A 24,218-nucleotide genomic window follows, 5' to 3' on the forward strand; every position below is an offset into this window, starting at 1 on the left:
GGTTTGAACCAAGGAGGAATAACTGAAGTGATTGAAAACCAACCATCTTCTAGCCATTCCATGGAATCTAGCTTGCCCGTTCTGCAGATTCCACTGGATTTTGGGCGACGTCAACAATCATTCTCTTATCAGTCTGCTCAAATCACATTACATGATTCTCTGAGCCGTGATCTTAAACAGAAGTTTGGAGAACAGATGGTGTACCCGGTACTCCTCTCAGCTTATGCAGCCTTGTTATACCGATTGTCAGCTGAACAGGAACTTGCCATAGGTATACTTGCCCCCGATCAGGCAGCTTCCTATCTTTCTTTACAGATTCAGGGTAAATTGACCTTCAACCAACTATGTCATCAGGTTTCAGAGCAGCTCAAGATTGAATACACGTTGCAAAACGGTGGATACCCTGAAACGTTGTTCATGCTGAATAGCGTACAGTTGCCTCAAGCACCACAAATATTAAATTGGAATGTTCGAGATGATGATCGGAACATGCTCATCCTTGATCTGTTCTATGATAGTTCACTGTTAAAAGAGTCTACCGTGCTGAGATATGCAGAATATTATCAGACTCTTCTACTCGCCCTCGTTCGTGACGGTGAGAAAGCGATCGGTACGGTGGATATTCTTTCCGCCTCAGATCGATTGTTATACCGGGAGATGAATGATACTTCCGTGCTCGAACCAGAGAATCAGACGGTCCATGGCTGGTTCGAAGCAACAGCAGCAGCATATCCGGATTCGCCCGCGATAACATCACCATCCCAAAGTTATACGTACAGAGAATTGAATGAACGAGCGAATCAGGTTGCACGCGTTCTGTTATCCAATGGATTGCAGAAAGGTGAATTCGTCAGTATCTTTATGGATCGAAGTCTGGAGACCATCATCTCCCTGCTGGGTATTCTGAAGGCAGGGGGTGCATATGTTCCAATTGACCCTGAGCATCCAACAGAACGTAACAGTTATATTGTGGAAGATACGGCGTCTTCATTCGTGCTGACAACGGAAGCCTCTTTTGCACAAGCTTCCAGCTTGTTCTCCAGTATAGCTACGGTCCGTCAGATTCTCTCTGTGGATGGTCGTCTAGCCGGATTTGCAGCAAGCAACCCCAATCTGGATATTCAACCAGATGATCTTGCGTATATTATCTACACGTCAGGGTCGACCGGTAAGCCCAAAGGGGCGCTGATTGCCCACCGGGGTGTAACCAATCTTGGCAGTGTGGTTCAACGTGATTGTGACATTCAACCAGGTGATGTATTAACCCAGTTTGCTACATACAGCTTCGATGCATCCGTGTGGGATACCGTTGGCGCCTTGTTCTATGGAGCAGAATTATATCTGTTGTCTGCGGAAGAACGTGTATCTGTTGAAGAATTCGCAAGTGCAATTGAACGGACAGGAACAACGATCATTACGATCCTGCCTACGATTTTCTTCAATCAGCTTGCTTCCTATTTATCCGATGAAGGTTTCCACAAGCTGGCCAAAGTCAGAATCATTACTGTAGCCGGAGAAGCGCTCTATGGTGAACAGGTTCGTGCCTTCCAGCGTAAATTTGGAAACCAGATTGATATTGTTAATGTGTACGGACCTACCGAATGTACAGTAGCTACAGCCACTCACCGCATCAGTGAGCAGGTTCCAGAACATGTGGTGAACATCCCCATTGGTAAACCGATTCATAACTACAAAGTCTACATTGTGAATGAAGAACAACAGCTCTGTCCTGCTGGTGTACCTGGTGAAGTATATATCGCTACCCCTGCACTGGCCAAAGGTTATCTGAATCAGCCAGAACGTACAAAGCAAGCATTCATTGAGAACCCTTTTGCAATAGGTGAAAAAATCTACAAGTCTGGCGATATTGCCAAATTGCTGGATACCGGGTTACTGGAATATGTTGGTCGCAGTGACTCGCAGCTTAAAATTCGCGGTCACCGCATTGAGATCGGCGAGATTGAAGATCACTTTGCACGGCTTAATCAGATTCAGAACGTTGCGGTCATTCCAAAGAAAGAATCGGATGGACAGAATATGCTGGTTGGGTATTTTACATCAAAAGATGGCAGTACCCTTTCTGTTTCGGACATCAAGGCAGCACTGACCGCGAAACTTCCTTCTTATTTTGTACCGAAGTGGATCTGTCAGTTGGATGAAATGCCGATTGCACCGACTGGAAAAATCAATCGCAAAGCGATGGCATCCCTGCCTCATGTGGAACGACATGAAGACCGCCCTGACCGGGTTCTGCCGGAGACAGAGACGGAATCCATTATCCTGGATGCATGGAAAGAAATTCTTCAACACGACGACTTCGGTGTCGAAGATAGCTTCTTCAATATCGGTGGTGATTCACTCCGGGTCATTCATGTACTCGTCATTCTGAAGCCACATTACCCGCAGCTGAAAATTGCCGACTTCTTTGCCGAGAAAACAGTCCGTGCTCTTGCTCGTCGCGTGGAAGTACTGTCTCAAAGTACAGCAGAAGTAACGCATTCGGCGGTGACGGATGACATGATCACACAATTATCCGAACACCCTGTGGAACTAACGTCCCAGTTGGGGTATCCGCTCATTCGTGAACCTGAGCATGTGTTACTGACCGGAGCCACCGGTTATCTGGGTTCTCATGTGCTTCAACAGTTAATTCTGAATTCCAGTACACGAATCTACACGCTGGTCCGTCGGCCATCCAATGGAATAACTGCAATGGAACGTTTGACTAACGTGCTGGAAGGATATTTCGGCAAACAACTGACTGATCAACTATCTTCCCGCGTGGAGATTATTGAAGGGGATCTCGAACAACCTAATCTCGGTCTTTCGACTGAACAAACGGCTTATGTCCATGAACGAATTGATCGTGTCATCCACTGTGCAGCAGACGTACGTCATTTTGGAGATGCCGATCAGTTCGCCAAAACAAACGTGGAAGGAACGGTCGCCTTGCTGGATCTAATTCGTAGCAAACCTGGGGCCTCCTTCCACCATGTATCCACGATGGGCATTCCGGAAGATCTCGCACTCAGCGGACAATGGGAATCCTCCCTGCAATATGATCGGTTCCCGGCTGACTTGCATGTGGACAACCTGTATTCGGACAGCAAGCTTGAAGCCGAGAAAGTACTCATGATGGCGGCCGAGGAAGGTGTACCTGTCAGCATTTATCGTGCAGGTAATCTAACTTGCCATTCGGAAACTGGACGCTTCCAGTCCAATATTGATAGTAATGCCTTCTATCGCATGATCAAAGCCATGTTATTGCTTGGCAAAGCGCCTGCGGCTGACTGGATGGTTGATTTCACACCGATCAACTATGCAAGTGAAGCCATTGTTCATCTGGCCCTACGTCAGGATACAGCCGGCCGTGTGTTCCACATCTGTAATCCGGAGCCGATCCGCTATGATGAGCTGATCCGTTCTGTGAATCGGGCTGGTTACAATGTCGAGACACTTCCTTTTGCCGAGTACACCCGTTGGCTGTTCGATGCCAGCATCAGCAAGGAGCCGGAAGCTCTTCAGTTGGCTATTGCACAGCTTGAAGGCGACGGAGCGAAGGATTCAGCTTATGTCTATGCTTGCCCTGTCACAACGGCTTATGTGGAACCTGCCGGAATCTCATGTGCAAAAACAGATGATCGATTCATCTCCGTCATGTTAGACTACGCTGTTCAGATTGGGTATTTCCCCGCCGCAATTCGGCGCCAGTATGGCACTTCTACAGCAATGGAGTAAGTTCACTCTACCATCAGCATTTATTAATAAAATATGGTCACACAAAGAGAAGCCATATTATCGTCATTCACAGACGATAATATGGCTTCTTCACTTTGCATTTTTGGACCATTCTTTTATATCCAGCGAATGATTGCAATGACGGCGAGGTGAGCTGGATAGAAATAGCGCCAGACCCAACGTGGCCCCTTCATCCGGAATCCTGCTTGGTAATACTGAGCAACAGCAATACCAGCGGTGGCCAACACGCTATACATTTGCACAGAGCTATGATGCAGCAGAAGATATAGTGCATTCAACACAACATGTGCCATAACAAGCACAGGACCTTGGAAATAACGGAATAACAGAACCAATAACAACCCGTACATTCCGTAATCCATTTGGCTAATTTCCATGAACCAACCTGCCCCAATGACGATTGGAATACCCAGCAGACGGGATGGCAGTTTGTCGATAACGAATAGTACCAACAGGGCAGACCACAATGTCCAGACCACGTTCAGAGAATAATGATTAAACGCAGCCATGAATGGCACTTGTGATATTATCGCAATCCAGAACAGACGCCATATGTATTTTTGTACATCTCGTGTATGTTTATAACCGATATACACTGCAAAAGCATAGATTGGAAAAGCGATACGACCTATAATTCTCAACTCTATAATATGTGGAAAAAAGACAGCCCCTATATGATCAATTAACATCGTGATCATGGCAATCCACTGCATCATGTTGCGACTCCCCTCCCTCGTTCCCTATTACGGGTCTGCCATTCATTTATATCATGCGTCTTTTTTGAGCACCCTCTTATACATTAATTTCATAATACATGAATTTGGTATCCTGTGCATATCCTTCGGATTCATATAAAGCTTGCGCTTGCGTGTTACTTAACTCAGTAGAGAGTGATATACGAAGAATTCTACGCTCAGATGCCAATTGCTTGGCTGCTTGCAGCAGTTTTCTTGCAATGCCTTTCTGACGAAAATCCGGATGCACAAATAGATCATTAAGCACCCAGATTGGCCCCATCGATACCGAACTGAAACTGGGATACAGCTGAACAAATCCGGTACAACTCAAGCCATGCGAACTTGGCATACCATTACAGTCACCTTTCCCTTGATCACTCTCCACATCGGTTTCTGCTACCAAAATCACCGATTCATGGCGTTCCATTCGTTCTTTAATATACTGACGTGCTGCCTCAATGTCAGCCTTTTGGTTGTAGAACATCCTGTACTCATTGAATAATCGACCCACTTCATTGCAATCTGGAAGACCCGCTTGTCTAATTTGATGTTTCACTCCACTCAACTCCCTTGGGATGGAGACCAATGTCTCATCGTTGGTATATCTCTTAATATTGTAAAACAAGCCTTCCCTTTTCCCCATTCATCATCTGCATCAAAGTTTGTAGTATCTTTGGGCAATTCTCTGGAGATATCGAATATTCATCCTTCGGAGTATATTTCAGTCGAAGCGTTGCACACTATAGTATCACTCATAACTGACAGAGACTGGACTATTCTTTGATTGGGAGGAAGAAACTTATGAAAGAAAGCATTCTTCTACAGGTGCAATCACGCCTGATCGGCGTGGCAGACATGATCTACCAGCCGCTTCAGATTGGACCTTTACACTGTACCCTGCTCTATATCCAATCCATTGTCGATACACAGATTATGAGAGAAGCTATTGTGAAGCCTTTGCTTGAAGAGGCTGCACGGAATGAAGTTGGTCCCGATTTTATTACACAAGTCGTGAGTGGAACGTTTTTTTCACTCGAAAACCAGTACAGGGATTCAGCTGATACGTTGGTAGATGATATCGTAACCGGTAATGCAGCACTCCATGTCGAAGGCATGTCTGGCATGATCATTTTTTCAATCCAGAATTATCAGAAGCGCTCCGTACCTGAATCAACAAATGAAGTCGTCGTCGTTGGCCCACAGGAAGCGTTTATCGAAGATATCAATGTAAATATGTCTCTATTGCGACACAAAATTAAACATCCCGATTTCAAAATGATCAAATTCACCATCGGAAAATATACCAAAACCGAAGTATTTGTCATATATATTCAAGGCTTATGCAAACCTGACATTTTGGAAAATGTCTTAACCAGTCTGGGTGAGATTGATATGGACAGCAGCCTTGGTGTCAGTTATCTTTCAGAATTTTTGGAAGATCACCCACTCTCTCCTTTTCCACAATATCAATATACCGAAAGACCGGATACTGTTGCCGCAGCACTGGTAGAAGGCCGAATCGGGGTCATGCAGGATGGAACACCCTTCTCGCTGCTCATTCCAGTTACATTCTTCTCTTTGATGCAATCGTCCGAGGACTATTACCAGCGGTTCCATTCCGCTTCATTTATTCGAATGATCCGTTTGCTGTTCGCCGTCATTGCTTTCCTGTTGCCTTCCGTATACGTAGCGGTCACTACATTTCATCCCGAGATTATTCCCACCAATCTGCTCATCACCATTGCATCCGCAAGAGAGAACATTCCTTTTCCGGCATTAATTGAAGCCCTCATCATGGAGATCACCTTCGAGGGATTACGTGAAGCCGGCATACGGATTCCCAAGCCACTAGGGCAGACGGTTTCTATCATTGGCGGCATTGTCATAGGACAAGCAGCTGTGCAGGCAGGTATCGTCTCTGCTCCATTGGTTATTGTTGTATCCATTACAGGCATTGCGGCCTTTATTATTCCGCATTTCGAGTTGGGATTGGCCTTTCGGCTTCTGCGCTTTCCTGTACTGCTAATGGGTGGAACACTGGGCCTGTTCGGTGTCGTCATTTCAATCTACCTCTTGTACTGGTATATGGTCAGCATGCGTTCATTTGGTGTTCCATACATGCAGCCTTTTGCCCCACTCGTACTGCGTGATTTCAAGGATACGTTTATTCGGGTACCCTGGTTCATGATGAAAAAACGAACGAAAGCCTATACGACCGATAATGTAAGGAGGCAGGATACACCATGATGTTTCAAAAGCCTCCTCTATACCTTGCCGTCATTCTAATCTGCTGTCTATTATGCACCGGGTGCTGGTCCAAAGTTGAGATTAACGAGCGTACCTTCATCACCGCCATGTACGTGGATAAAGCGGCAACCCAGGGAGAGATCGAAGTTACACTGAGCATGCCGCTCCCCAATCGTCTTTCGCCCGAAGGGGGAGGATCAGGCAAAGAACCTTATGCAGCCGTTTCTGCGACAGCACCAACCATTGCAGACGCCATGGAGAGAATCCAGACTGACCTAACCCGTAAAATCTCATGGGGTCATACGCGGGTGATTGTGTTTGGACAAGCATACGCACGTGAAGGCATTGAAGATACGATGGAATGGATTGCACGCCAGCCTCTGTTCCACCTGAGCAGCTACGTAATGGTTACTAGTGGCAGAGCCAAGGATATTTCGGATCTGACTCCGGTATTTGAGGAAACACCGAGTGATGTGTTAAGGGAATTTTCCACAGAGGAAAATCTCTTGAAAACACAGATGTTAAGCATATTTACAGCAGATAAAATGAATCAGGGATTCGCCACATCGATGTTAGGCAGCAAAAAAACGGCCATGGTCAGTGAAGAAGGCGAATCCAAAAAGTGGGTCAGCCAGATCGGAGGAACCATATTCAGACAGATGCACATGGTCGGGACACTCTCAGCCGATGAGGCACGTGCTGTTGCGTGGGCAGGGGAGAATCTGGATTCACTGACCCTCTCGGTTAGAACCAAAAAACAAAAAGCAAGCATGACATTGTATGACATGCGCTCTGATATTCAGGCAAAACTTCAGAATGGTGAACCCCATTTCATCATTAACTTGACGGGTAAAGCCGAGTTGAACTCGGTTATTCCCGTCCTTAAAGCCAAAGACATTGTCGGTACAAAGGATATTGAACAAGCCGCTAATGACAAAGTGAATGCTCATCTTACCCGTGCCCTGCAAACCGCAAAACATCAAGGTGCAGATATACTCAGGCTCGGATACCGACTGGAATGGAGACACCCGCAAGTATGGAAGAAGCTCCGGCCCACTTGGGTCAACTATGTGAAAAATGATCTGCAATTTACCGTCAAGACGAATATCAACATTCAATTTGTCGGCTCGGAGTCAAGCTTCTAGCTTGCACGGGAATTCCTTTCTTTCAAGGAGGTTACATACGTGATAGCCGTTATCGTATTTGCAGGACTGTATTTACTGGACTGGTCATCAGTAAAAACCAGCAAAAAAGCAATCAGACTTGCCTATTTTATCCTGCTTGGTCTGTTTCTCGTATGGAACACGCTCGCAGTAAGCTGGTCAGCATGGCCTAATCCCAATGATATCATTCAATGGGTCTTCGGCTGGGCTGATCCTATGATTCATAAGGAAGGAGATTAACCAATGAACCATCTGACTGCCGGACAGGCTTACCGTTTCATGTTTGTTTACCTGTATTCCGAACCTGTTGCCTTCCTCCTGCAACGTTTGTTCAAAATGAGCGGCTATCAGGGATGGCTGTCCACCATCGGCGGTTTTTTAATTAGTCTGATTTTTCTGTTCTTTACATACCGTTTGGGTTCCATTAATCCTGATCAACCCTGGATCTCCTATGGAGAGGATATTGTGGGCAAGGTTGTGCATCGCTTTTATATCGGATTAATTGTACTGTTGTGTATCTACCTGTTATCCATTGATGTGGAAAATTTCATTATCTTCCTGCAATCGATGTATCTGCCACAAACTCCGATTTGGTTAACATCCACCCTTACTCTACTGTGCATCTGCCTGACTGCGCGTTCAGGATTGGTTACCATTGTATTTATGGCAGAAGGTATTTTTCTGGTGCAGCTGTTTACGTCCACCTTACTTATTCCAGCGGTTGGAGGCGGGGGCAATCCCGGAATTCTGCTTGCGATGGCAACCCATCATGATCTGGGTGAGATCATGATGGGGTCTCTGTCTACCATGCCATGGTTCTCCGAATGGATGTTGTTCCTTTTTCTCGCACCAGTCGTTGCTTTTAGGCGTTCTATGTTGAAAAGCATGTTATTCGCCGGCAGCACCGTTGTTGTATTTATCATTATATTCTGGATGTTCACATTGATGAATTTTGGCCCATATGTTGCCGCTAGTCTCCGCTACCCTTTGCTTGAGATGGTCCGATTTGCTCGATACGGAGATTTCCTGGATAACCTTGATCCTGTTCTGATTGCGATATGGTCAACAACGATGTTCACTCGCAGCTCATTTCTATTGTACGTAGCTTCCGTCTGTCTTTCCAAATTGAGTGGGGTTAGGCAACAAAAATCTGTAGTGTATCTGATTGGAGGAACGGCTGCCGCCATTGTGCTTCAATATGCCAAAGACGCTACGTCGTACGAGCTGGCCATTCGTTCGTACGCAATTCCAATTTACACTGTACTTGTTGAATCCATGCCGATCCTGTACGTTCTGGTATACTGGATGCGCAATGGAAAAAATAAAAAGGCGACCAAAGCATCTGCTGCTCCGTCGCCATAAATATTCAGTTTGATTCAGCGTTCTGTTGTTGCTGACCAGGATCAGCATCAGGGAAAATGACGCCTTTCTTCAGAATCAGATTGGCATATTGTGCACGCTCACCCGTTGCAACAATCACATAGGCATTCGAAGCACGTTTATAAAAATCAAATCGCTCTTCATAATCCAATGCATCCGTGATGCCTTCATATTCTTCAATTAAACGGCGGTAGTCTTCCCATATGATCGGTACCACCTGATCTCCTTTTACAACCTGCATGACAGCAGCGGGACGCTCAGCATAGGTATCCAGTGGGTATAATTGCAGGATGGCTTCCAATAGTTCGACAACTCCCAGTGCATCACAGCGCACCAGTCGCTTGGCATGACTCGCTGCCGGGAAATTGCCGTCAGCCAGCACCAGCTCGTCCCCATGCCCCATTTCAGACATGATTTTGAGCAACTCTGGAGGAATTATTGCAGGGATATTCTTCAGCACACACAGCTCTCCTTGGTCTTCTCCAACATCGGTTAGAGGAATTGGTTTTCTCCATTCTTCAAAAGCACGATGAACTTGCATTGAATTGAAGCGATTTCATTACCATTCTAACAGTATTTTTTAATCCATGCATAGTGTTCAGGCTTGACTGATATGGAATATTTCATTTTGACAAAAATACTTGTTTCACATATAGTTGTTATAACAATTAATTAATTCAGAACTTTTTATGATGGAAAGCGAGGTCTCGTTAATTATATGGACTACACACTGGAGCAGTCTGTCGGATTCATGTTGGGTTTCACGCATCGTAAAGCGGTAGCCCTACTCGCAATGCGATTCAAACCTTATGATATTACAACAGAGCAATTTTCTGTGCTGTTTAATGTTGACCGGGGGGAAGGTGTGAATCAGAAAGAACTGGCTTCACGTGTCTTCAAAGACCAACCCACCACTGCCCGGATTATTGATCTGCTTGAGAAAAAAGGTTGGGTAGAACGCCGGACCAGTGAACACGATCGCAGAGCCTATCTGTTATACCTCACCAAGGAAGGCAAAGCGTTAATCGATATCCTCGTTCCGATCGAAAGAGAAATGAATAAAGAACTTGCAGAAGGTATATCCGAAGACCAGATGGAAGCATTTAAACATACTCTTTCCCTCATTAATCGCAACTTGTAAGAATCACAACTCAGGGGGAATACATCATCATGAAAGAACAATCTACACAACAAGTTAGGCTATGGACCACCGATTTTATTTTGCTCATGCTGTGCAACTTTTTGTTATTTCTACAACTGCACATGATCGTCTCACCACTTCCGTCTTACGTTCAGGAGCGATTTCACGCTAATGCATTTGAGGTCAGCCTCTTCACCTGTCTGTTTGCACTAAGTGCCATTGCAGCCCGTCTCTACTCCGCGAAAGCACTGGAGAAGGGTCTTCGTAACGCCATGATCTATATCGGACTCTCCGTAGCCCTGCTGGCAACGCTCGGCTATTATTTTGCTGCGGGCATAGCCGTGCTTTTATTGCTGAGAATGTTATTTGGTATCGGGTTCGGTATGAGCAGTACCGCTTTTCCAACGATGGCCTCGGACATTGTGCCCGTCAAACGAATGGGTGAAGGTATGGGTTACTTTGGCCTATCGACTAGTCTGGCTATGTCTATGGGACCCATCATAGGGGTGACCCTGCTCCAGGGTGCCGGATTTGTAACCCTGATGTTATGTACTGCTGGTGTTCTCGCTGTAATCTATCCACTTAGTTACACGCTGACCCGTAAAAAAGCCGCTAGAAAGAATAGCAGTGAACGTATCATTCCACAAGCTACTACAAGTGCTTCAGGATCCAACCCAAAACAAAAGACACCGTTCAATCGCAAGCTGATTCTGCCCAGTGTGCTGAATTGCCTGTTATCCATCACCTATGGTGGGCTCGTCGGATTCATCGTCTTGTATGGCAAGGAAGCCAATCTGGCTAATCCTGCGCTGTTCTTTTTGTTTAATGCACTCGCCGTGTTATTGGTTAGACCCTTTGCAGGACGAATCTATGACAATAAGGGTCCAAAAGCACTGCTGATTCCAGGAGCAATCTTCATTGCTGCCGGACTCATTTTACTCTCATATGCATCCTCCATGTCAGTCCTTTTCATTGCTGCCTTTTTATACGGGATAGGCTATGGTTCCATGCAGTCGTCCCTGCAGACCTGGATGATTCAAGTCGTATCTCCTTCTCAACGCGGCATGGCTAATGGCATGTTTTTGAACTCGCTGGATCTGGGTATTGCGACTGGTGCGCTTCTTCTTGGTGCCATTGCGGCCATAACGAGTTATACCGACATGTACCGATATTCCGTGATGTTTATGATTCTGTTCTTGCTTATATATCTGATTCAGGGAAAACGAAGCGGCAGCTTCTCCATAGAAGCTCATGCTCTGCTCACTCATACTCATATCCCTGCAACGGATTCACCTCAAGATCAGAACAAGGATTCATCTGGAGCCATCCATACCGAAACTAGCCAGTCAGATAAAAGCAAACACGACTGATTGGTTACAATCATTCTGAACATAAAAACGCGTTTACACCGAGAAAGCAAATCACCCGCTTTCTTAGACGTAAACGCGTTTTTTTATTGGAACAGATCTTAATATTAAATCGACTTAAGACAGCCTGGAAATGAACGTAGCATACAGGACCTTCAATTTAAAGTGGACTTTTCTTGCTCCTTACGGGGGCATAACCACTACTTGTCTCAATTCGATCGATGTGCCGTTCCTGTTTCTGTCCGCTTCCTGAAGTAGGTTGGTCTCCTTTATCCGGCTTAACTGCGAATAAAGTAAGTAGTCCTCCTACAGCTGCAGAAGCAGCAAGCACACCAAAAAGCAAAAAATGTTGTTTGCCAATGAGCAAAGAAACAACAGGTGGGCCGAGTGATACACCGATGAATCGCATACTACTGAACAAAGCCGTAATCGTACCTCGCTGCTTCTTGTCCACACCTTCTGTAATTAGAGCATCCAGACATGGTAAGGTTGCCCCTATTCCCGCACTTCCCAATGTGAATAGACCCACGACTACGTAGATATTATCGAAAACGCCAATAACACCCAGCGAAACGGTTACAAGAATAAGTCCTGTGAAACCAAGCCACTTCATGCGAGGTTTGCTCTTTCCAATCCACTTCCCTGCGCAAAAGGAAAAAAGACACAGTGCAGCTAGCGGAATGGCAAGTACGAGACCTTTAACAATGCCCTTCATGGCGAACTCGCTCTCCAATGTCTCGGATAGATAATAAAGCACACCAAAAAGAATAAACATACAAATTCCACCGATCGCAAACAAGGCGTACAACCAGCGTCCTTTTTCTTTTAGTACATCCTTAATGGAAGCCACAAATTCTGTAAAGGTGGGCGGTTTTTCTTTTTTCTTTGGTGTTTTCACCAAGAATATAACCAGAATCAGCGACAGAACACAGAGTACGGGAATAGCCATAAAAGGTAGGTACCATAACCAAACAGCCAGTGCTGCTCCCAGAATTGGACTTAACACTTTACCAAATGTATTCGAAGTTTCAATGATTCCCAGGCTTTTAGATACCTGATCTTCATCATTGAACATGTCCCCAACCAAAGGAATCACAATCGGGAATGCCCCCGCTGCTCCGACCCCCTGCAATAACCTGCCACCTAATATGGTCCAGTAGGCTATATTTCCGCTTAACATCCATGCAGCCACACCAGCTACAGCTCCCCCAACGGCTGCAATGATGAGACTCGGAATAATGACTGCTTTTCTGCCAAAACGATCAGACAAATACCCTGCAAGAGGAATAAGCAGGATGGCAACTACAGCGTAGACTGTAATGAGCATACTGACCTTAAATGCAGATACCTTCAACTCACGTTCAATCTGTGGCAGGATCGGTATAAGCATGGAGTTACCCAAGGTCATAATTAAAGGGATGGAAGCAAGTGCGACGAGGTCCCACTTTTTATCGTTCATACCACAACCACCTTTACAGATTCTACACACAACAGCATTATTGTGGTTGTTTCGGAGGTTGATTATTCAGAACATGCTGGATGTTACCGCTTTTTCACACAAATAAGCTGCCTGCACATATCAGTGCATGACAGCTTATTTGGCTCATAATTTCTAGAACTACACCAATCTAAAGTGGCGTAACGCTGCTCCACCTTTGAAAATAATATACAGCTTATTCACCTGATGTGACGCCTCAAGCGAACACTGGACCGTTGTCCACTTGATATCTTTCCCATTCACACTGCCTACGGGTCCAGAAACCACACACACACCGAGCAGTTCGCCCTCCAGTCCTCCGGAACGAATCTCCAGTCTGCCCTCTTCCCCATAAGCTGCCACTCTGGCTTCAAATCCTTGTATGTCCTGAACAGCGTTATGGTTGAAAGCGATCCAGGATGACTGACCATCGCGATACAAAGGTTCTTCCCGAGTGATTGCCCGAACTGCCGAACGTCCTTCCAGACATTCATCCAACATAACACCTCTACAAGCATCGTAATTCTCGGCAAAGGTAAGCATGTGCAGCGGACGATCAGGAATCGTCTCACCTTCAATCTGAATATCTGCCGACTGGCGAATATCGGCGGAAGAACGCCCTGCCAGGATGGCCCAGGTCGCTGTCTCCAGGCAGTATCGATCTCGGGTAACATCCCATAGCGCCAGTTTCTGAACATGAACCTCGAAATCTATCGTGACACGCGTCCCTGCCTTCACATGGATACGACGGAAAGCAAGCAGTTGCTTCTGAGCACGCTTCACTCGCGAGGTATATGAAGATCCATAGATCTGCACGACTTCATCACTGTCAACTTCACCTATATTGTGTATCTCCACTTCAATCTTCAAATGATCTGTGTTGGTATCTTCCACCGGGGCACTACGACTTACACGAATCGCCTCGTATTCAAACTCCGAATAGGTCAGGCCATGACCAAATGCATATTGGATCGGTCCTTGATGATACATATAGGTCATGCCATTCTGAATAATGTCATAATCCATGATGTCAGGAAGCTGGGATTCATCTTCATACCATGTCATGTTCAGTCTGCCTGCCGGGGCATAATGACCTAACAGCACATCTGCAAGCGCATTACCCAATTCCTGACCTGCATGTGTCATATATACAATTGCCCGGGCAATACCTTTCAACTCCTGCAAGGCAAATGGATAACTGCCCATAATGACAACCACCGTACTGGGATTCGCTTCACACACGGCTTTGACAAGTTCGACCTGATTCGGCGGAAGCAGCAGACTCGGGCGGTCGATTTCTTCTTTGCCATTGATGTACGGGCTGTTGCCAACAACAACGACCGAAGCCTGACTGTCACGTGCTGCTTTTACGGCTTGTTCTATTCCACGTGCCACAATGTCGATCTCAAAAACCGCTGGTTCTGCCTGTGGTGACACTGGCGATAAAGCAGAATGTCCCTGATGTTCGCTCATTCCAACGGGAATACTGTTCCACGTCCGCAAGATGTTGCTGCCGTCCGACTGGGTTTCGAATTGAACAACTTCCTTTACAAACCAGCCGCCAATCTCTGGTGCGTTTGCCTGATAGACGCCTTGCTCGGTCAAACTAACGTATCGATGATTGTTCACACTTCTCAGCGTATGACTTCCCGAGCCCCAATCCTGATGTACAAACTCGGCTACTGTAGGTGCACTGTCCTCCGGTACGGCGACGAGAATACCTTCCGCTCCCAAGGAAATAACCTGTCCGTCTGCTGTCTTCAACTGAATACGGTCATTTCCATCTGTATACGTTACGTCAGTTTGGGGTAACCGATTACGCAGTCCATCGAGGACGGATACACGATAAGGCAGCGTGCCACTGTACCAATCGGTATAGACCACATCGGCAAGTGGTCCAATGACACTGATTTTCTGTAATGCTTCCGGCTTCAAGGGAAGTAATCCATCATTTTGCAGTAAAACAATGGATTCGGCAGCAGCACGATAACTGAGTTTGGCGTGCTCCGGTGCACATAGTACCGACTCAGGTATAGACGCATAGGGGTTGCGTCCGGATTGATCCAGTTGTCCGAGACGCATCCGTACACCAAAGATGTTACGAATCGCTCGGTCCAAATCAGCTATCTCCAACAGCTCCTGCTCAAGCGCATCTTCCAGAGCAGATACGACTAGATCAACCTCATCCGTAAGACAATCTACCCCTGCCTTCAACGCACCTGCTGCGGATTCGGCATGACTGGTGTGATAACCATGATAGTTCACCGTCTGAGACAGATCCCCCCCATCACATACAATAAAACCTGGCATCGCCCACTCACCCTTAACCACATCATTCACATATGGACTCTCAATGGCAGGTGTACCGTTGATGGAATTGTAAGCTGTCATCATGGACAAGGCACCGCCTTCCACAAATGGTGTCTCAAAGGCTTTTAAATAATATTCCCGCAGATTTCGCGGATCGATGCTGGATGAACAATTCAGCCGATCTTTCTCATTATTATTGGCAAAAAAGTGTTTCAATGTCGCGACCATTTTCAGATAAAAAGGATCATTTCCCTGCATACCTTTGACGAGAGCTGCCGACATTTCACCCGTAAGGGTCGGGTCCTCGCCATATCCCTCTTCCGTTCTGCCCCAGCGTGGGTCACGTTCAAGGTCAACCGTCGGTGCCCACAAGGTTAACCCATGAACTTCTGGATTACGGTGATGGTATGCCCTCGCCTCATCGCCAATGACTGAACCAATCTCTCGCATGAGTCTCGTATTCCAGGTACTTGATAGACCGAGCGGTTGCGGAAATACCGTTGCCTCTCCTTTCCATGCAACCCCGTGAGCAGCTTCGCCCCCAACGTTGTAGGCTGGAATGCCCAGTCTTGGTACAGCCGCTTCGCGAGTAGGTATCAGTCTGATCTTCTCTTCCGTTGTTAATCGTGCAATCAGGTCATCCAACCGTTCCTCAAGTGACCGTGATGTATCCCACATCGGGTATTGATGATACTCCTTCATCCTTCATTCCCCCTGCGAATTAGTGATATGCAAGTTGCTTCCATTGCTCCAGTAAATCCAGCGTACGCTGGCGATACTTCTGACCATCTTCAGGTTGATTGACCTGATGTTCATGAACGTAAGCATTAAAATATGAAGACAGTATTCGGTACGCAAGTCGCCGTGCCTGTCCTTCTGGGGACGGGTCCAGTGGATGATCATATCCTTCATGAAAAGCCGCCGATTCTGTCGACAATATGGCTTCATACTCCCTGTCGGCAAACATGGAACGATCTCCATCAATGATGGCCGCAATGTGTAGCTCACCCTTTTCCTCATGAACAAGCACATTCGCTTCCCACAGGTCATTATGAACCAGTACCGGACGGGTCACCTGATCAAATAAGTCTTTATTTTTCATGAATATAGCTGCAATCTCTTCCCCCACACCTAGCATATAATCGGCTTGTGCCGCTTTAAGTGCCGTTTCTTCTGCTAAAGAGTGCAGCACCTCGGACCATTGATTCGAGCCTTTAATCGTCCCATCTCCTTGTGGCCAGCCAAACGATGCACCCTCGATCTGATGCATGATGGCGGTATACGCGCCAAGCTGATGATACAATCGCTCTTTGTCCATGCCTGAAATCGATGCGTGATCTAATTGCTTACTGGGAATAAACGTCATAAACATGTACGTTCTTGGAATGATGGATCCACTATCATCACAGGCGATAATGTTTGGAGCAGGAATGCCTGCCTTACGGTAGTATTCATACACAATCGGTTCAGCTGCCATCATCGTACGTTCGAACGAAAAAAGGGGATCACTCGCAGCACCGGCCGCCATCTCTCCCCGCTCAGGAGCCAAACGTAAAATCACATCCGTATGGGATGCATGATCAAGTTGAATCCGATAGGTTGTATTGAAAAGCCCTCCTTGCAGGAGTGCAAATCCCTTCACTTTGGTATCGCTTCCAAAAGTATTCTCTACCAATTGATGCAGCATCTCAGCCGATATCGTACAGTGTAAACCAGAATTCATCATACTCATTTCATTCAATCTCCTATCATTGTAGACAAACAGACGGCGCCTTGCGGCACCGCCCTTTCATCTATCTACTATAGCACTTTACAGTTGGATTGTAAGCGAGGTAGAGCCTGCAGCTGCCGTAACGACAACACCATTGGCACCAGACACTTGTGAACCACCTTCAACGCTCGATACACTCTCGATACCGCGAAGCACCAAGTTCCATGGTTTGCCCGCGCCTTCAGCACGAACATCCAGCACTGATCCATTACGTGTAACGTTAACTGTCAGTTCCTGTTCAGCAGCCTGGTTCACAACAACCGCTTGAGCCGTTTGACCGTCAGCCAGTTCGAACAAGTGCAGGGACACATCATTCGCAAAGTCATAATCCGGTTTGTGATCTACAGCACCGACAGCGATCAGGCTGTTTGGCTTAACCATCATAGGCAGTGTTTTGAAGTCATGGTTTTCACTGATCCAGCGTCCACCTTGTACTTTCGCTCCTGTCAGATAGTTCGTCCAAGTTCCTTCAGGCAGGTAGTAACGCACATCGCCTTCCTTGTTGAAGATTGGAGCCACGAGAATTGAATCACCAAACATGTATTGCGTATCCAGGCTATATGTTGTTGGGTCCTCCGGGAAATCGAGCAACATAGCACGCATCATCGGAATACCTTTTACCGTTGACTCCACCGCAGAATTGTACAGGTACGGCATCAGGCTGATTTTGAGCTTGGTAAAGTCACGAACAACGTCCACGGATTCCTCGTCAAACAACCAAGGTACACGATATGAAGTGCTGCCATGCAGGCGGCTGTGTGAAGATAAAAGTCCGAATTGTACCCAGCGTTTGTATACATCCGGGCTCGCTGTGCTTTCGAAGCCGCTGATATCATGGCTCCAGAATCCGAAACCGGAAAGGCCAAGCGACAGGCCGCCACGAAGAGATTCAGCCATCGATTCATATGTGGAAGAGCAGTCACCGCCCCAGTGAACAGGGAACTGTTGACCACCTGCTGTTGCAGAGCGTGCAAACAGGGCAGCTTCGTTTTTGCCAATCTTCTCTTCGAGCAATTCAAATACAGCTTTGTTGTAGAGCTGTGTATAATAGTTGTGCATTTTAACCGGATCAGAACCATCGAAGTACACGACATCTGTCGGAATTCTTTCACCAAAGTCGGTCTTGAAGGAATCTACACCTTGATCCAACAGGACTTCCAGCTTGCTCTTATACCAATTCACAGCATCCGGATTCGTGAAATCCACCAGAGCCATGCCTGCTTGCCACATATCCCATTGCCATACGCTGCCATCGGCTGTTTTGACCAGATAACCGTTCTCCATACCTTCATCGAACAAGTAGGATTTCTCTGCAATATACGGATTGATCCAAGCACAGATTTTGAGACCCTTTTCTTTCAGACGTGCAAGCATGCCTTCCGGATCCGGGAACATCGCTTCATCCCATACAAAATCAGACCATTGGTATTCCTTCATCCAGAAGCAGTCAAAGTGGAATACGGACAGCGGAAGATCACGTTCAGCCATGCCATCTACGAAATGGTTAACGGTTGCTTCATCATAATCTGTTGTAAATGATGTGGTCAGCCACAGACCAAATGTCCATGCGGGTGGCAGCGCTGGTTTACCTGTTAGTTTCGTATAATTATCCAGTACATCCTTTGGATTGTCACCGCCGATAATGAAGTACTCCAACGTCTCCCCTTCTACACTGAACTGTACTTTAGATACGTTCTCAGATGCAATCTCATACGATACGCGTTCCGGATGGTTTACAAATACGCCATAACCTTTATTGGACAGATAGAAAGGAATGTTTTTATAGGACTGCTCACTGCTTGTACCGCCATCTTCATTCCAGGTATCTACGATTTGACCATTTTTAACAAACGGTGTGAAGCGCTCACCGAGTCCGTAAACGTATTCACCAATGCCAAGATCAAGCTGCTCGCGGAAGTACGCTTCCTTGCTCGGACCTGTAATATAACCAGCCGCTCGTTGACCGCTACCAGTAATGCGTTTTCCTCCATACAGGAAGCTGACGTCCCAACCATTTGTTTTATCGATTTGAACTTCCAGATTGCCGCTTTTCAGAACAGCCCCTTGTTCATTTTTGGAGATGTCAACGTTTGCATCTTGCGTATTTAGCTCAAATACAGGGCCTTTTTTCACTCCGCCTTTATGGTGATTCAACGTTACTCGAATAACGTTAGGCATAGGTGAGCTGTACGTTGCTTTCAGCAATGTACCGTTCAGCGTGTCGCCTTTGCTACGAATATATTTAGTTGCCGCATATACGGTCAAGGAATTTTCTTTTTGTACAATATCACGAATGTCAGTCGGGTTTTGAATCTGATACCCTTCACGAGTCATCCAGAATCCATCAGTAAATTTCATGTTTTCTTTCCCCCTTTGGTTATATTATAATAATATTGATATTAATGACGAATTTCTTCTCTTATTTTGACCAAATATATCACGATTTTGATAATAACCATCCGATTCTTGAACATCAGCACCATTCTATGGAAACGATTACATTAATAATGATACAAAAAGGAGAATCTGATATGGAACGTGAACGATTACGGGAAGACCGAATCCACGGGAATGCCATGTATCCAGTCAGTGTATACCCGGATATACAACAACTGAACGGCGACAGCATTCTGGATTGCCACTGGCATGATGAAATGGAGTTCACCATGGTTACTCAGGGCTGTGCGGTCTTTCAGATTGATATGAACACCATTGAGGTTCAAGCTGGAGAAGCCATTTTTATCAATCGAGGTGAGATTCATGCAGGTTATCTGAAGGGTGATGTTCCCTGTGTATTCTCTTCCATTGTATTTAATCCCGAGCTGCTTGGCAGTCGTACCTTCGATACGGTACAGGAGAAATTCATCGGTCCACTGGTGCGCAAAACCGTAGTTCCCCCTTTTCATATCAAAGCAGATGAGGATTGGGGACAAGAAATTCTGGATCACCTGAAGCGCATATTTGCCGACCATGCTTCCCGAACAGAAACGTGTGAAATGTCAACGAAAGCATACCTGTATCTCATATTTGCCCGAATGTTCGAACATATGAAACCTGTTCCGCTCAAAGGCACCGTAGCTACAGGGAGCCATGACAAGGTAGAGCGCCTGAAATCCGTGCTCGGGTATATCCACAAGCGTTATCCTGAACCATTGAAGCTGAAAGAACTGGCCGATGAAGCCAATATGAGCGAAGGGCACTTCTGCCGTTTCTTCAAACAGATGGTGCAGAAAACCCCGGTTGACTACATTAATTATTACCGCGTTCAACAGGCCTGCGTCCAGCTTGAGAATACGGATCACAAAATTGTTGATATCGCCATGGATGTGGGTTTTGAGCATCTAAGCTACTTCATTACTACGTTTAAAAAACATAAATCCACTACGCCATCCCAGTATCGCAAAATGTTCTATGAGAACGTAGCTATGGAATCTGCCTTGGTTCAGGTATAAAAGAAGAAGAAGAAGGTGCCCACAGCTATTCAGCTGCAAGCACCTTCTTTATTCATTCGTGTCTCACTTTTTCAATGTCTTCCATGAAGTGTATTCATGTACGGAGAAACCGTTAAAGGACGCATGTACTGAAGCCATTTTTTCGACCAACTTCAATTGTGCTTCCATATAAGCAGATCCTTCCTCATAAAAAGTAATGAATTCGCCTTCTTTACTTTGCTTTGTTTCCACGGCTATGGAGATGGTCTTGCCAAGCAGAGCCGCTTCTGCAAGTTCATCCTTCGCTACACTATAGATTGCAGCAGCTGTATCACGGTAAGCCATAATGGTGATGGAATCAAACTTGCGAATCATCCAGCTGCTTACGGCCATCGTTGAACCTGGAATTTTGTAGTTATCGAGCCAGAAAGGCAGATCAGCCGCTACGGGCATCTTCATCCGTGATGCTCGCTCAACAATGTACTCCACATTTCCTTGCCACTGGGTAATCACACTGGCCTGATTGATTTTCCATTGCGGGTGCACATGTGGCTCGATATCCAGATGAATACCAGCAAATTTCTCATTGGGTAATGCCTGCGCTTGATAAGCCTCAATCCAGTCCAGGAAAGATGCAATCTGCTCCCGACTCTCCGTCAATCCCCAGGCCGATCTTCCATCCATCACGTCAACCGCAATGTTTTTGGCTCTCGCTTGGCGAATAAAACTTTTATATTCAGGATGTTTTATATCCCGGTTCATCTGCAGATAGATCGTATTGATCTTGTTGGCTGTGGCGTAATTTAATACCTCTTGAGGATTACTTCGGATCTGGGTGGTATCCCACACCCATGTCGCTCGCACGGGTGTATCAAGTTTTCCATGAATCGTGGCATAACTGTCGACTGAACCATCCGCAATGGCTTTGGAAGAACAGGCTGTACTCGCGCACAGAATCAAACAACACAGTAACAAGATAAAACGGTACCCCTTTTTGTTTTTCATATTTGTACACTCCCTCTGAAGTTATCAGCTCTGACGTGCAAATCTGGATGAAATTGTGTCGTTTCATATACATTTAATGGAGCCTTATTAGGTACGACGAAATCGAATTGCTTCTATATGCAATATCATCTTTAAGACTTACGACGAAAGAATCATATAATTATATTTCGGGAATTCGTAGTTCTGTATGTATAGTTCAAAAGTCACAATTATTCACTATTTTCTAAATTGACCCCTATTTCAGCGCGACTTCAGTCATTATTGCCATATGCACACCAAGATCCAGAAGACCTAGAAAGCGTTTTCTCCCAAAAAGCACAAAAAAACCGCCCTAAGGCGGCTTTTCATGTATATCCATTTATCGAGCTCTATTCGATAAATCTATTCATTCATTACCCGATGGAACTGCCGGTGTACTGTCAACCACTTCATCGAAAAGGGAAACCAGTTCAATACCTTCTGCCGAGATCCGCACAAGCCCCTTGTCGGACAAACGTAATTCCGGAATCACTACAAGCGCAAGCAACGAAAGCGTCATGAACGCATTATTCAACGTACATCCTGCGGACTGTAAAGCTTCACTGATTGCTGCCGATTGGGCTGCAACGACTTCGAAAGACTCAGTTGACATTAAACCTGCAATCCGCAGCGGGAATTCGGTCACCCCTGCTGCCGTTACCACGGCTACCCCACCTTGCATGCGAATGACCCGGTTACCGGCTTCGGCCATCAGAGCATCATCATTCCCTATAATCAACAGATTGTGACTATCATGAGCAACCGTCATCGCAATCGCTGCAGGTGAAGTGAAGCCGATGCCTCCAACAAGCGCTACCGCCCGATTCCCGGTTTGTTTGTGACGCTCCAAGACCGCAATTTTGCACACTTCCCCTGAAGTTGAAACCACAACCTTGCCGTTCTCTACGGTGACAGGCAGGTGTTTCTCCTTCGTATCCACATGGTTCTCTGTCACATGAATGATTTTGGCACCAATTGTACCCTCTGTAATCGGTGCAGCAAGCTCCAGATCTTCTGGCTGAATATTAGCTTCCAACTTCACCGTATTCAGCGCTTCCTCCGGATATGTGAAGCTGTCCCAGACCGCCGTCATTTTCCCGTTCTCGGCCACGACTTGCCCGGCAGCAATCGTCATGACCACACGTACATCCGCCAACCGGCCGTCCAGCAGAATAATATCGGCTATATTGCCCGGAATAACCGCACCAATGTCGCGCGCAACACCGAAGCGCTCAGCTGTGTTAATGGTTGCCATCTGGAAAGCCGTCACCGGCTTCACACCTTGGGAGATTGCCAAACGAACCACAAAGTCCATATGTCCTTCTTTGAGCAGGGATTCAGAGCTTCGGTCATCGGTTACCAGCATCATCCGGCGTGTATCCAGTCCAAGCTCCGTACAGGCTTTGATCGTCTCCGCCACATCATGCCACGCTGAACCTTGGCGCATCTTCGCGTACATCCCGAGTCGCAGACGTTCGACCACATCTTCCTTGGTCACACATTCATGATCCCCCGTAACTCCACTCGCTGCGTACGCCGGCAAACGCCAGTCATCTGCTGCCCAGGTGAAGTGACCATCTGCCACTTTGCCAGCCCGGAGGGTCGCCTGGATCTCACCAATCATCGTTTCGTCCCCGTAAACGACGCCAGGGAAGTTCATCACTTCCCCAAGACCAATCATGTCCGGCCCCCAGGAAAGAGCCTCAGCCACCTCTTCAGGCCCGATATAAGCACCTGTTGTCTCCAGTCCCGGATGGGTGGAAGGCACACAGGAAGCCACCTGCATATAAGCAGCCATCGGTGTGGTCCGCGCTTCATCCAGCATCAGTCTCAGACCTTTGAGACCAAGCACGTTGGAGATCTCATGCGGGTCAAAGAAACCTCCCGTTGTGCCTGAAGGCAAGACCGCTCTCGCAAACTCGGTTACTTTCATCTGAGTACTTTCAATATGGCAGTGTCCATCCAGTAATCCAGGAGCGATATATTTGCCGTTCGCTTCAATAATCCGGGTATGTTCTCCGATCGTGTGGCTTACATCTTTACCAACATAAGCGATTCGAGCTCCTTGTACAGCTATGGACATCTCAGGCAAAATCTCACCTGATATCACGTTTACGAGTGTGCCTCCCCGTATCACCAAAGTCGCTGGCATATCTCCCCGGGCTGTAGCGACCAGATCCGGTACACAATCGGCCATAAGCGGCCGTTCAAAAGATGATTTGTTCATATTATTGCCTCCTTTAATAAACGACCCAAAAAAAATATATTGTTACGATTATATGAGTCCAGACCTCATGTGTAAAGAAAAATCACATCCATTGTGCCTCAATACAAATTATGAAGTCATATTTATCCACGGGACCCAATCCTTACGAGATCACGTTAGGTATTTTCATTCCATACGATCACCTA

At 46.4% G+C, this 24,218-nt stretch carries 17 protein-coding genes; 8 read left to right on the forward strand and 9 right to left on the reverse strand.

The features are described 5' to 3' along the window. Positions 1-27: 27 nt before the first annotated feature. Positions 28-3,738, forward strand: a complete 3,711-nt coding sequence (locus MKY73_RS19115; RefSeq protein ID WP_339303043.1) for an amino acid adenylation domain-containing protein — start codon at positions 28-30, stop codon at positions 3,736-3,738. 116 nt (positions 3,739-3,854) lie between these two features. Here the strand turns inward: MKY73_RS19115 and MKY73_RS19120 are convergent, their stop codons facing one another. Together MKY73_RS19120 and MKY73_RS19125 are read right to left on the reverse strand one after the other, a co-directional pair. Beyond that, complete coding sequence (locus tag MKY73_RS19120) at positions 3,855-4,475, reverse strand: TraX family protein (protein ID WP_339303044.1); 621 nt, start codon at positions 4,473-4,475, stop codon at positions 3,855-3,857. A gap of 76 nt (positions 4,476-4,551) precedes the next feature. Continuing rightward, on the reverse strand, positions 4,552-5,082 hold the full coding sequence (locus MKY73_RS19125) for a GNAT family N-acetyltransferase (RefSeq protein ID WP_339308664.1): 531 nt from the start codon (positions 5,080-5,082) through the stop codon (positions 4,552-4,554). A gap of 215 nt (positions 5,083-5,297) precedes the next feature. Here MKY73_RS19125 and MKY73_RS19130 point away from each other — a divergent pair, with 215 nt between their 5' ends. Genes MKY73_RS19130 through MKY73_RS19145 form a run of 4 tightly spaced genes read left to right on the forward strand, consistent with a single transcriptional unit; the run spans position 5,298 to position 9,268 of the window. Further along, a complete protein-coding gene (locus tag MKY73_RS19130; RefSeq protein WP_339303045.1) occupies positions 5,298-6,743 on the forward strand; it encodes a spore germination protein in 1,446 nt (481 codons plus the stop codon). Continuing rightward, entirely contained in the window at positions 6,740-7,888 is a 1,149-nt protein-coding gene (locus MKY73_RS19135) for a Ger(x)C family spore germination protein (RefSeq protein WP_339303046.1), read from the forward strand. Before MKY73_RS19130 ends, MKY73_RS19135 begins: the two co-directional genes overlap by 4 nt. Positions 7,889-7,927: 39 nt before the next feature. Next, the gene (locus MKY73_RS19140; RefSeq protein WP_339303047.1) at positions 7,928-8,146 is read left to right on the forward strand and encodes a hypothetical protein; all 219 of its coding nucleotides are present in this window, start codon (positions 7,928-7,930) and stop codon (positions 8,144-8,146) included. A gap of 3 nt (positions 8,147-8,149) precedes the next feature. Further along, complete coding sequence (locus tag MKY73_RS19145; RefSeq protein WP_339303048.1) at positions 8,150-9,268, forward strand: GerAB/ArcD/ProY family transporter; 1,119 nt, start codon at positions 8,150-8,152, stop codon at positions 9,266-9,268. Between the two features lie 4 nt (positions 9,269-9,272). Here the strand turns inward: MKY73_RS19145 and MKY73_RS19150 are convergent, their stop codons facing one another. Beyond that, positions 9,273-9,746, reverse strand: coding sequence for an RbsD/FucU domain-containing protein (locus tag MKY73_RS19150; RefSeq protein WP_339303049.1), 474 nt, complete (start codon positions 9,744-9,746; stop codon positions 9,273-9,275). A gap of 258 nt (positions 9,747-10,004) precedes the next feature. Between MKY73_RS19150 and MKY73_RS19155 the strand changes: the two genes are divergently transcribed. Beyond that, positions 10,005-10,427 carry a MarR family transcriptional regulator gene (locus MKY73_RS19155; protein WP_339303051.1) on the forward strand — a complete coding sequence of 141 codons (423 nt, stop codon included), beginning with the start codon at positions 10,005-10,007 and terminating at the stop codon, positions 10,425-10,427. Positions 10,428-10,456: 29 nt separating this feature from the next. Further along, the gene (locus MKY73_RS19160) at positions 10,457-11,797 is read left to right on the forward strand and encodes an MFS transporter (RefSeq protein ID WP_339303052.1); all 1,341 of its coding nucleotides are present in this window, start codon (positions 10,457-10,459) and stop codon (positions 11,795-11,797) included. Between the two features lie 157 nt (positions 11,798-11,954). Here MKY73_RS19160 and MKY73_RS19165 read toward each other — a convergent pair whose 3' ends face one another. From MKY73_RS19165 to yicI, 4 genes are all read right to left on the reverse strand, one after another. After that, positions 11,955-13,253: an MFS transporter gene (locus MKY73_RS19165; RefSeq protein WP_339303053.1), complete on the reverse strand. Its 1,299-nt coding sequence runs from the start codon at positions 13,251-13,253 to the stop codon at positions 11,955-11,957. Between the two features lie 159 nt (positions 13,254-13,412). Continuing rightward, entirely contained in the window at positions 13,413-16,283 is a 2,871-nt protein-coding gene (locus tag MKY73_RS19170) for a glycoside hydrolase family 3 C-terminal domain-containing protein (RefSeq protein ID WP_339303054.1), read from the reverse strand. 19 nt (positions 16,284-16,302) lie between these two features. Further along, positions 16,303-17,313 carry an aminoglycoside phosphotransferase family protein gene (locus MKY73_RS19175; RefSeq protein ID WP_339303055.1) on the reverse strand — a complete coding sequence of 337 codons (1,011 nt, stop codon included), beginning with the start codon at positions 17,311-17,313 and terminating at the stop codon, positions 16,303-16,305. 78 nt (positions 17,314-17,391) lie between these two features. Continuing rightward, a complete protein-coding gene (gene yicI, locus MKY73_RS19180) occupies positions 17,392-19,710 on the reverse strand; it encodes an alpha-xylosidase (RefSeq protein WP_339303056.1) in 2,319 nt (772 codons plus the stop codon). 173 nt (positions 19,711-19,883) lie between these two features. Between yicI and MKY73_RS19185 the strand changes: the two genes are divergently transcribed. Further along, positions 19,884-20,804 (forward strand): AraC family transcriptional regulator, encoded by a 921-nt coding sequence (locus MKY73_RS19185; protein ID WP_339303057.1) that lies wholly within the window; start codon positions 19,884-19,886, stop codon positions 20,802-20,804. A 63-nt stretch (positions 20,805-20,867) separates the two neighbouring features. Here MKY73_RS19185 and MKY73_RS19190 read toward each other — a convergent pair whose 3' ends face one another. After that, positions 20,868-21,788: a hypothetical protein gene (locus MKY73_RS19190; protein ID WP_339303058.1), complete on the reverse strand. Its 921-nt coding sequence runs from the start codon at positions 21,786-21,788 to the stop codon at positions 20,868-20,870. 385 nt (positions 21,789-22,173) lie between these two features. Then, entirely contained in the window at positions 22,174-24,033 is a 1,860-nt protein-coding gene (locus tag MKY73_RS19195) for an adenine deaminase C-terminal domain-containing protein (RefSeq protein ID WP_339303059.1), read from the reverse strand. Positions 24,034-24,218 lie beyond the last annotated feature (185 nt).

Source organism: Paenibacillus sp. FSL R5-0519 (genome assembly GCF_037974275.1).
GTDB lineage: Bacteria > Bacillota > Bacilli > Paenibacillales > Paenibacillaceae > Paenibacillus.

Coding starts and splice junctions, on each gene's coding strand:
- MKY73_RS19170 (WP_339303054.1), bottom strand. CDS start 16,283: ATGAAGGAGTATCATCAATACCCGATGTGGGATACATCACGGTCACTT.
- yicI (WP_339303056.1), bottom strand. CDS start 19,710: ATGAAATTTACTGATGGATTCTGGATGACTCGTGAAGGGTATCAGATT.
- MKY73_RS19185 (WP_339303057.1), top strand. CDS start 19,884: ATGGAACGTGAACGATTACGGGAAGACCGAATCCACGGGAATGCCATG.
- MKY73_RS19155 (WP_339303051.1), top strand. CDS start 10,005: ATGGACTACACACTGGAGCAGTCTGTCGGATTCATGTTGGGTTTCACG.
- MKY73_RS19145 (WP_339303048.1), top strand. CDS start 8,150: ATGAACCATCTGACTGCCGGACAGGCTTACCGTTTCATGTTTGTTTAC.
- MKY73_RS19175 (WP_339303055.1), bottom strand. CDS start 17,313: ATGAGTATGATGAATTCTGGTTTACACTGTACGATATCGGCTGAGATG.
- MKY73_RS19195 (WP_339303059.1), bottom strand. CDS start 24,033: ATGAACAAATCATCTTTTGAACGGCCGCTTATGGCCGATTGTGTACCG.
- MKY73_RS19190 (WP_339303058.1), bottom strand. CDS start 21,788: ATGAAAAACAAAAAGGGGTACCGTTTTATCTTGTTACTGTGTTGTTTG.
- MKY73_RS19135 (WP_339303046.1), top strand. CDS start 6,740: ATGATGTTTCAAAAGCCTCCTCTATACCTTGCCGTCATTCTAATCTGC.
- MKY73_RS19120 (WP_339303044.1), bottom strand. CDS start 4,475: ATGATGCAGTGGATTGCCATGATCACGATGTTAATTGATCATATAGGG.
- MKY73_RS19165 (WP_339303053.1), bottom strand. CDS start 13,253: ATGAACGATAAAAAGTGGGACCTCGTCGCACTTGCTTCCATCCCTTTA.
- MKY73_RS19160 (WP_339303052.1), top strand. CDS start 10,457: ATGAAAGAACAATCTACACAACAAGTTAGGCTATGGACCACCGATTTT.
- MKY73_RS19130 (WP_339303045.1), top strand. CDS start 5,298: ATGAAAGAAAGCATTCTTCTACAGGTGCAATCACGCCTGATCGGCGTG.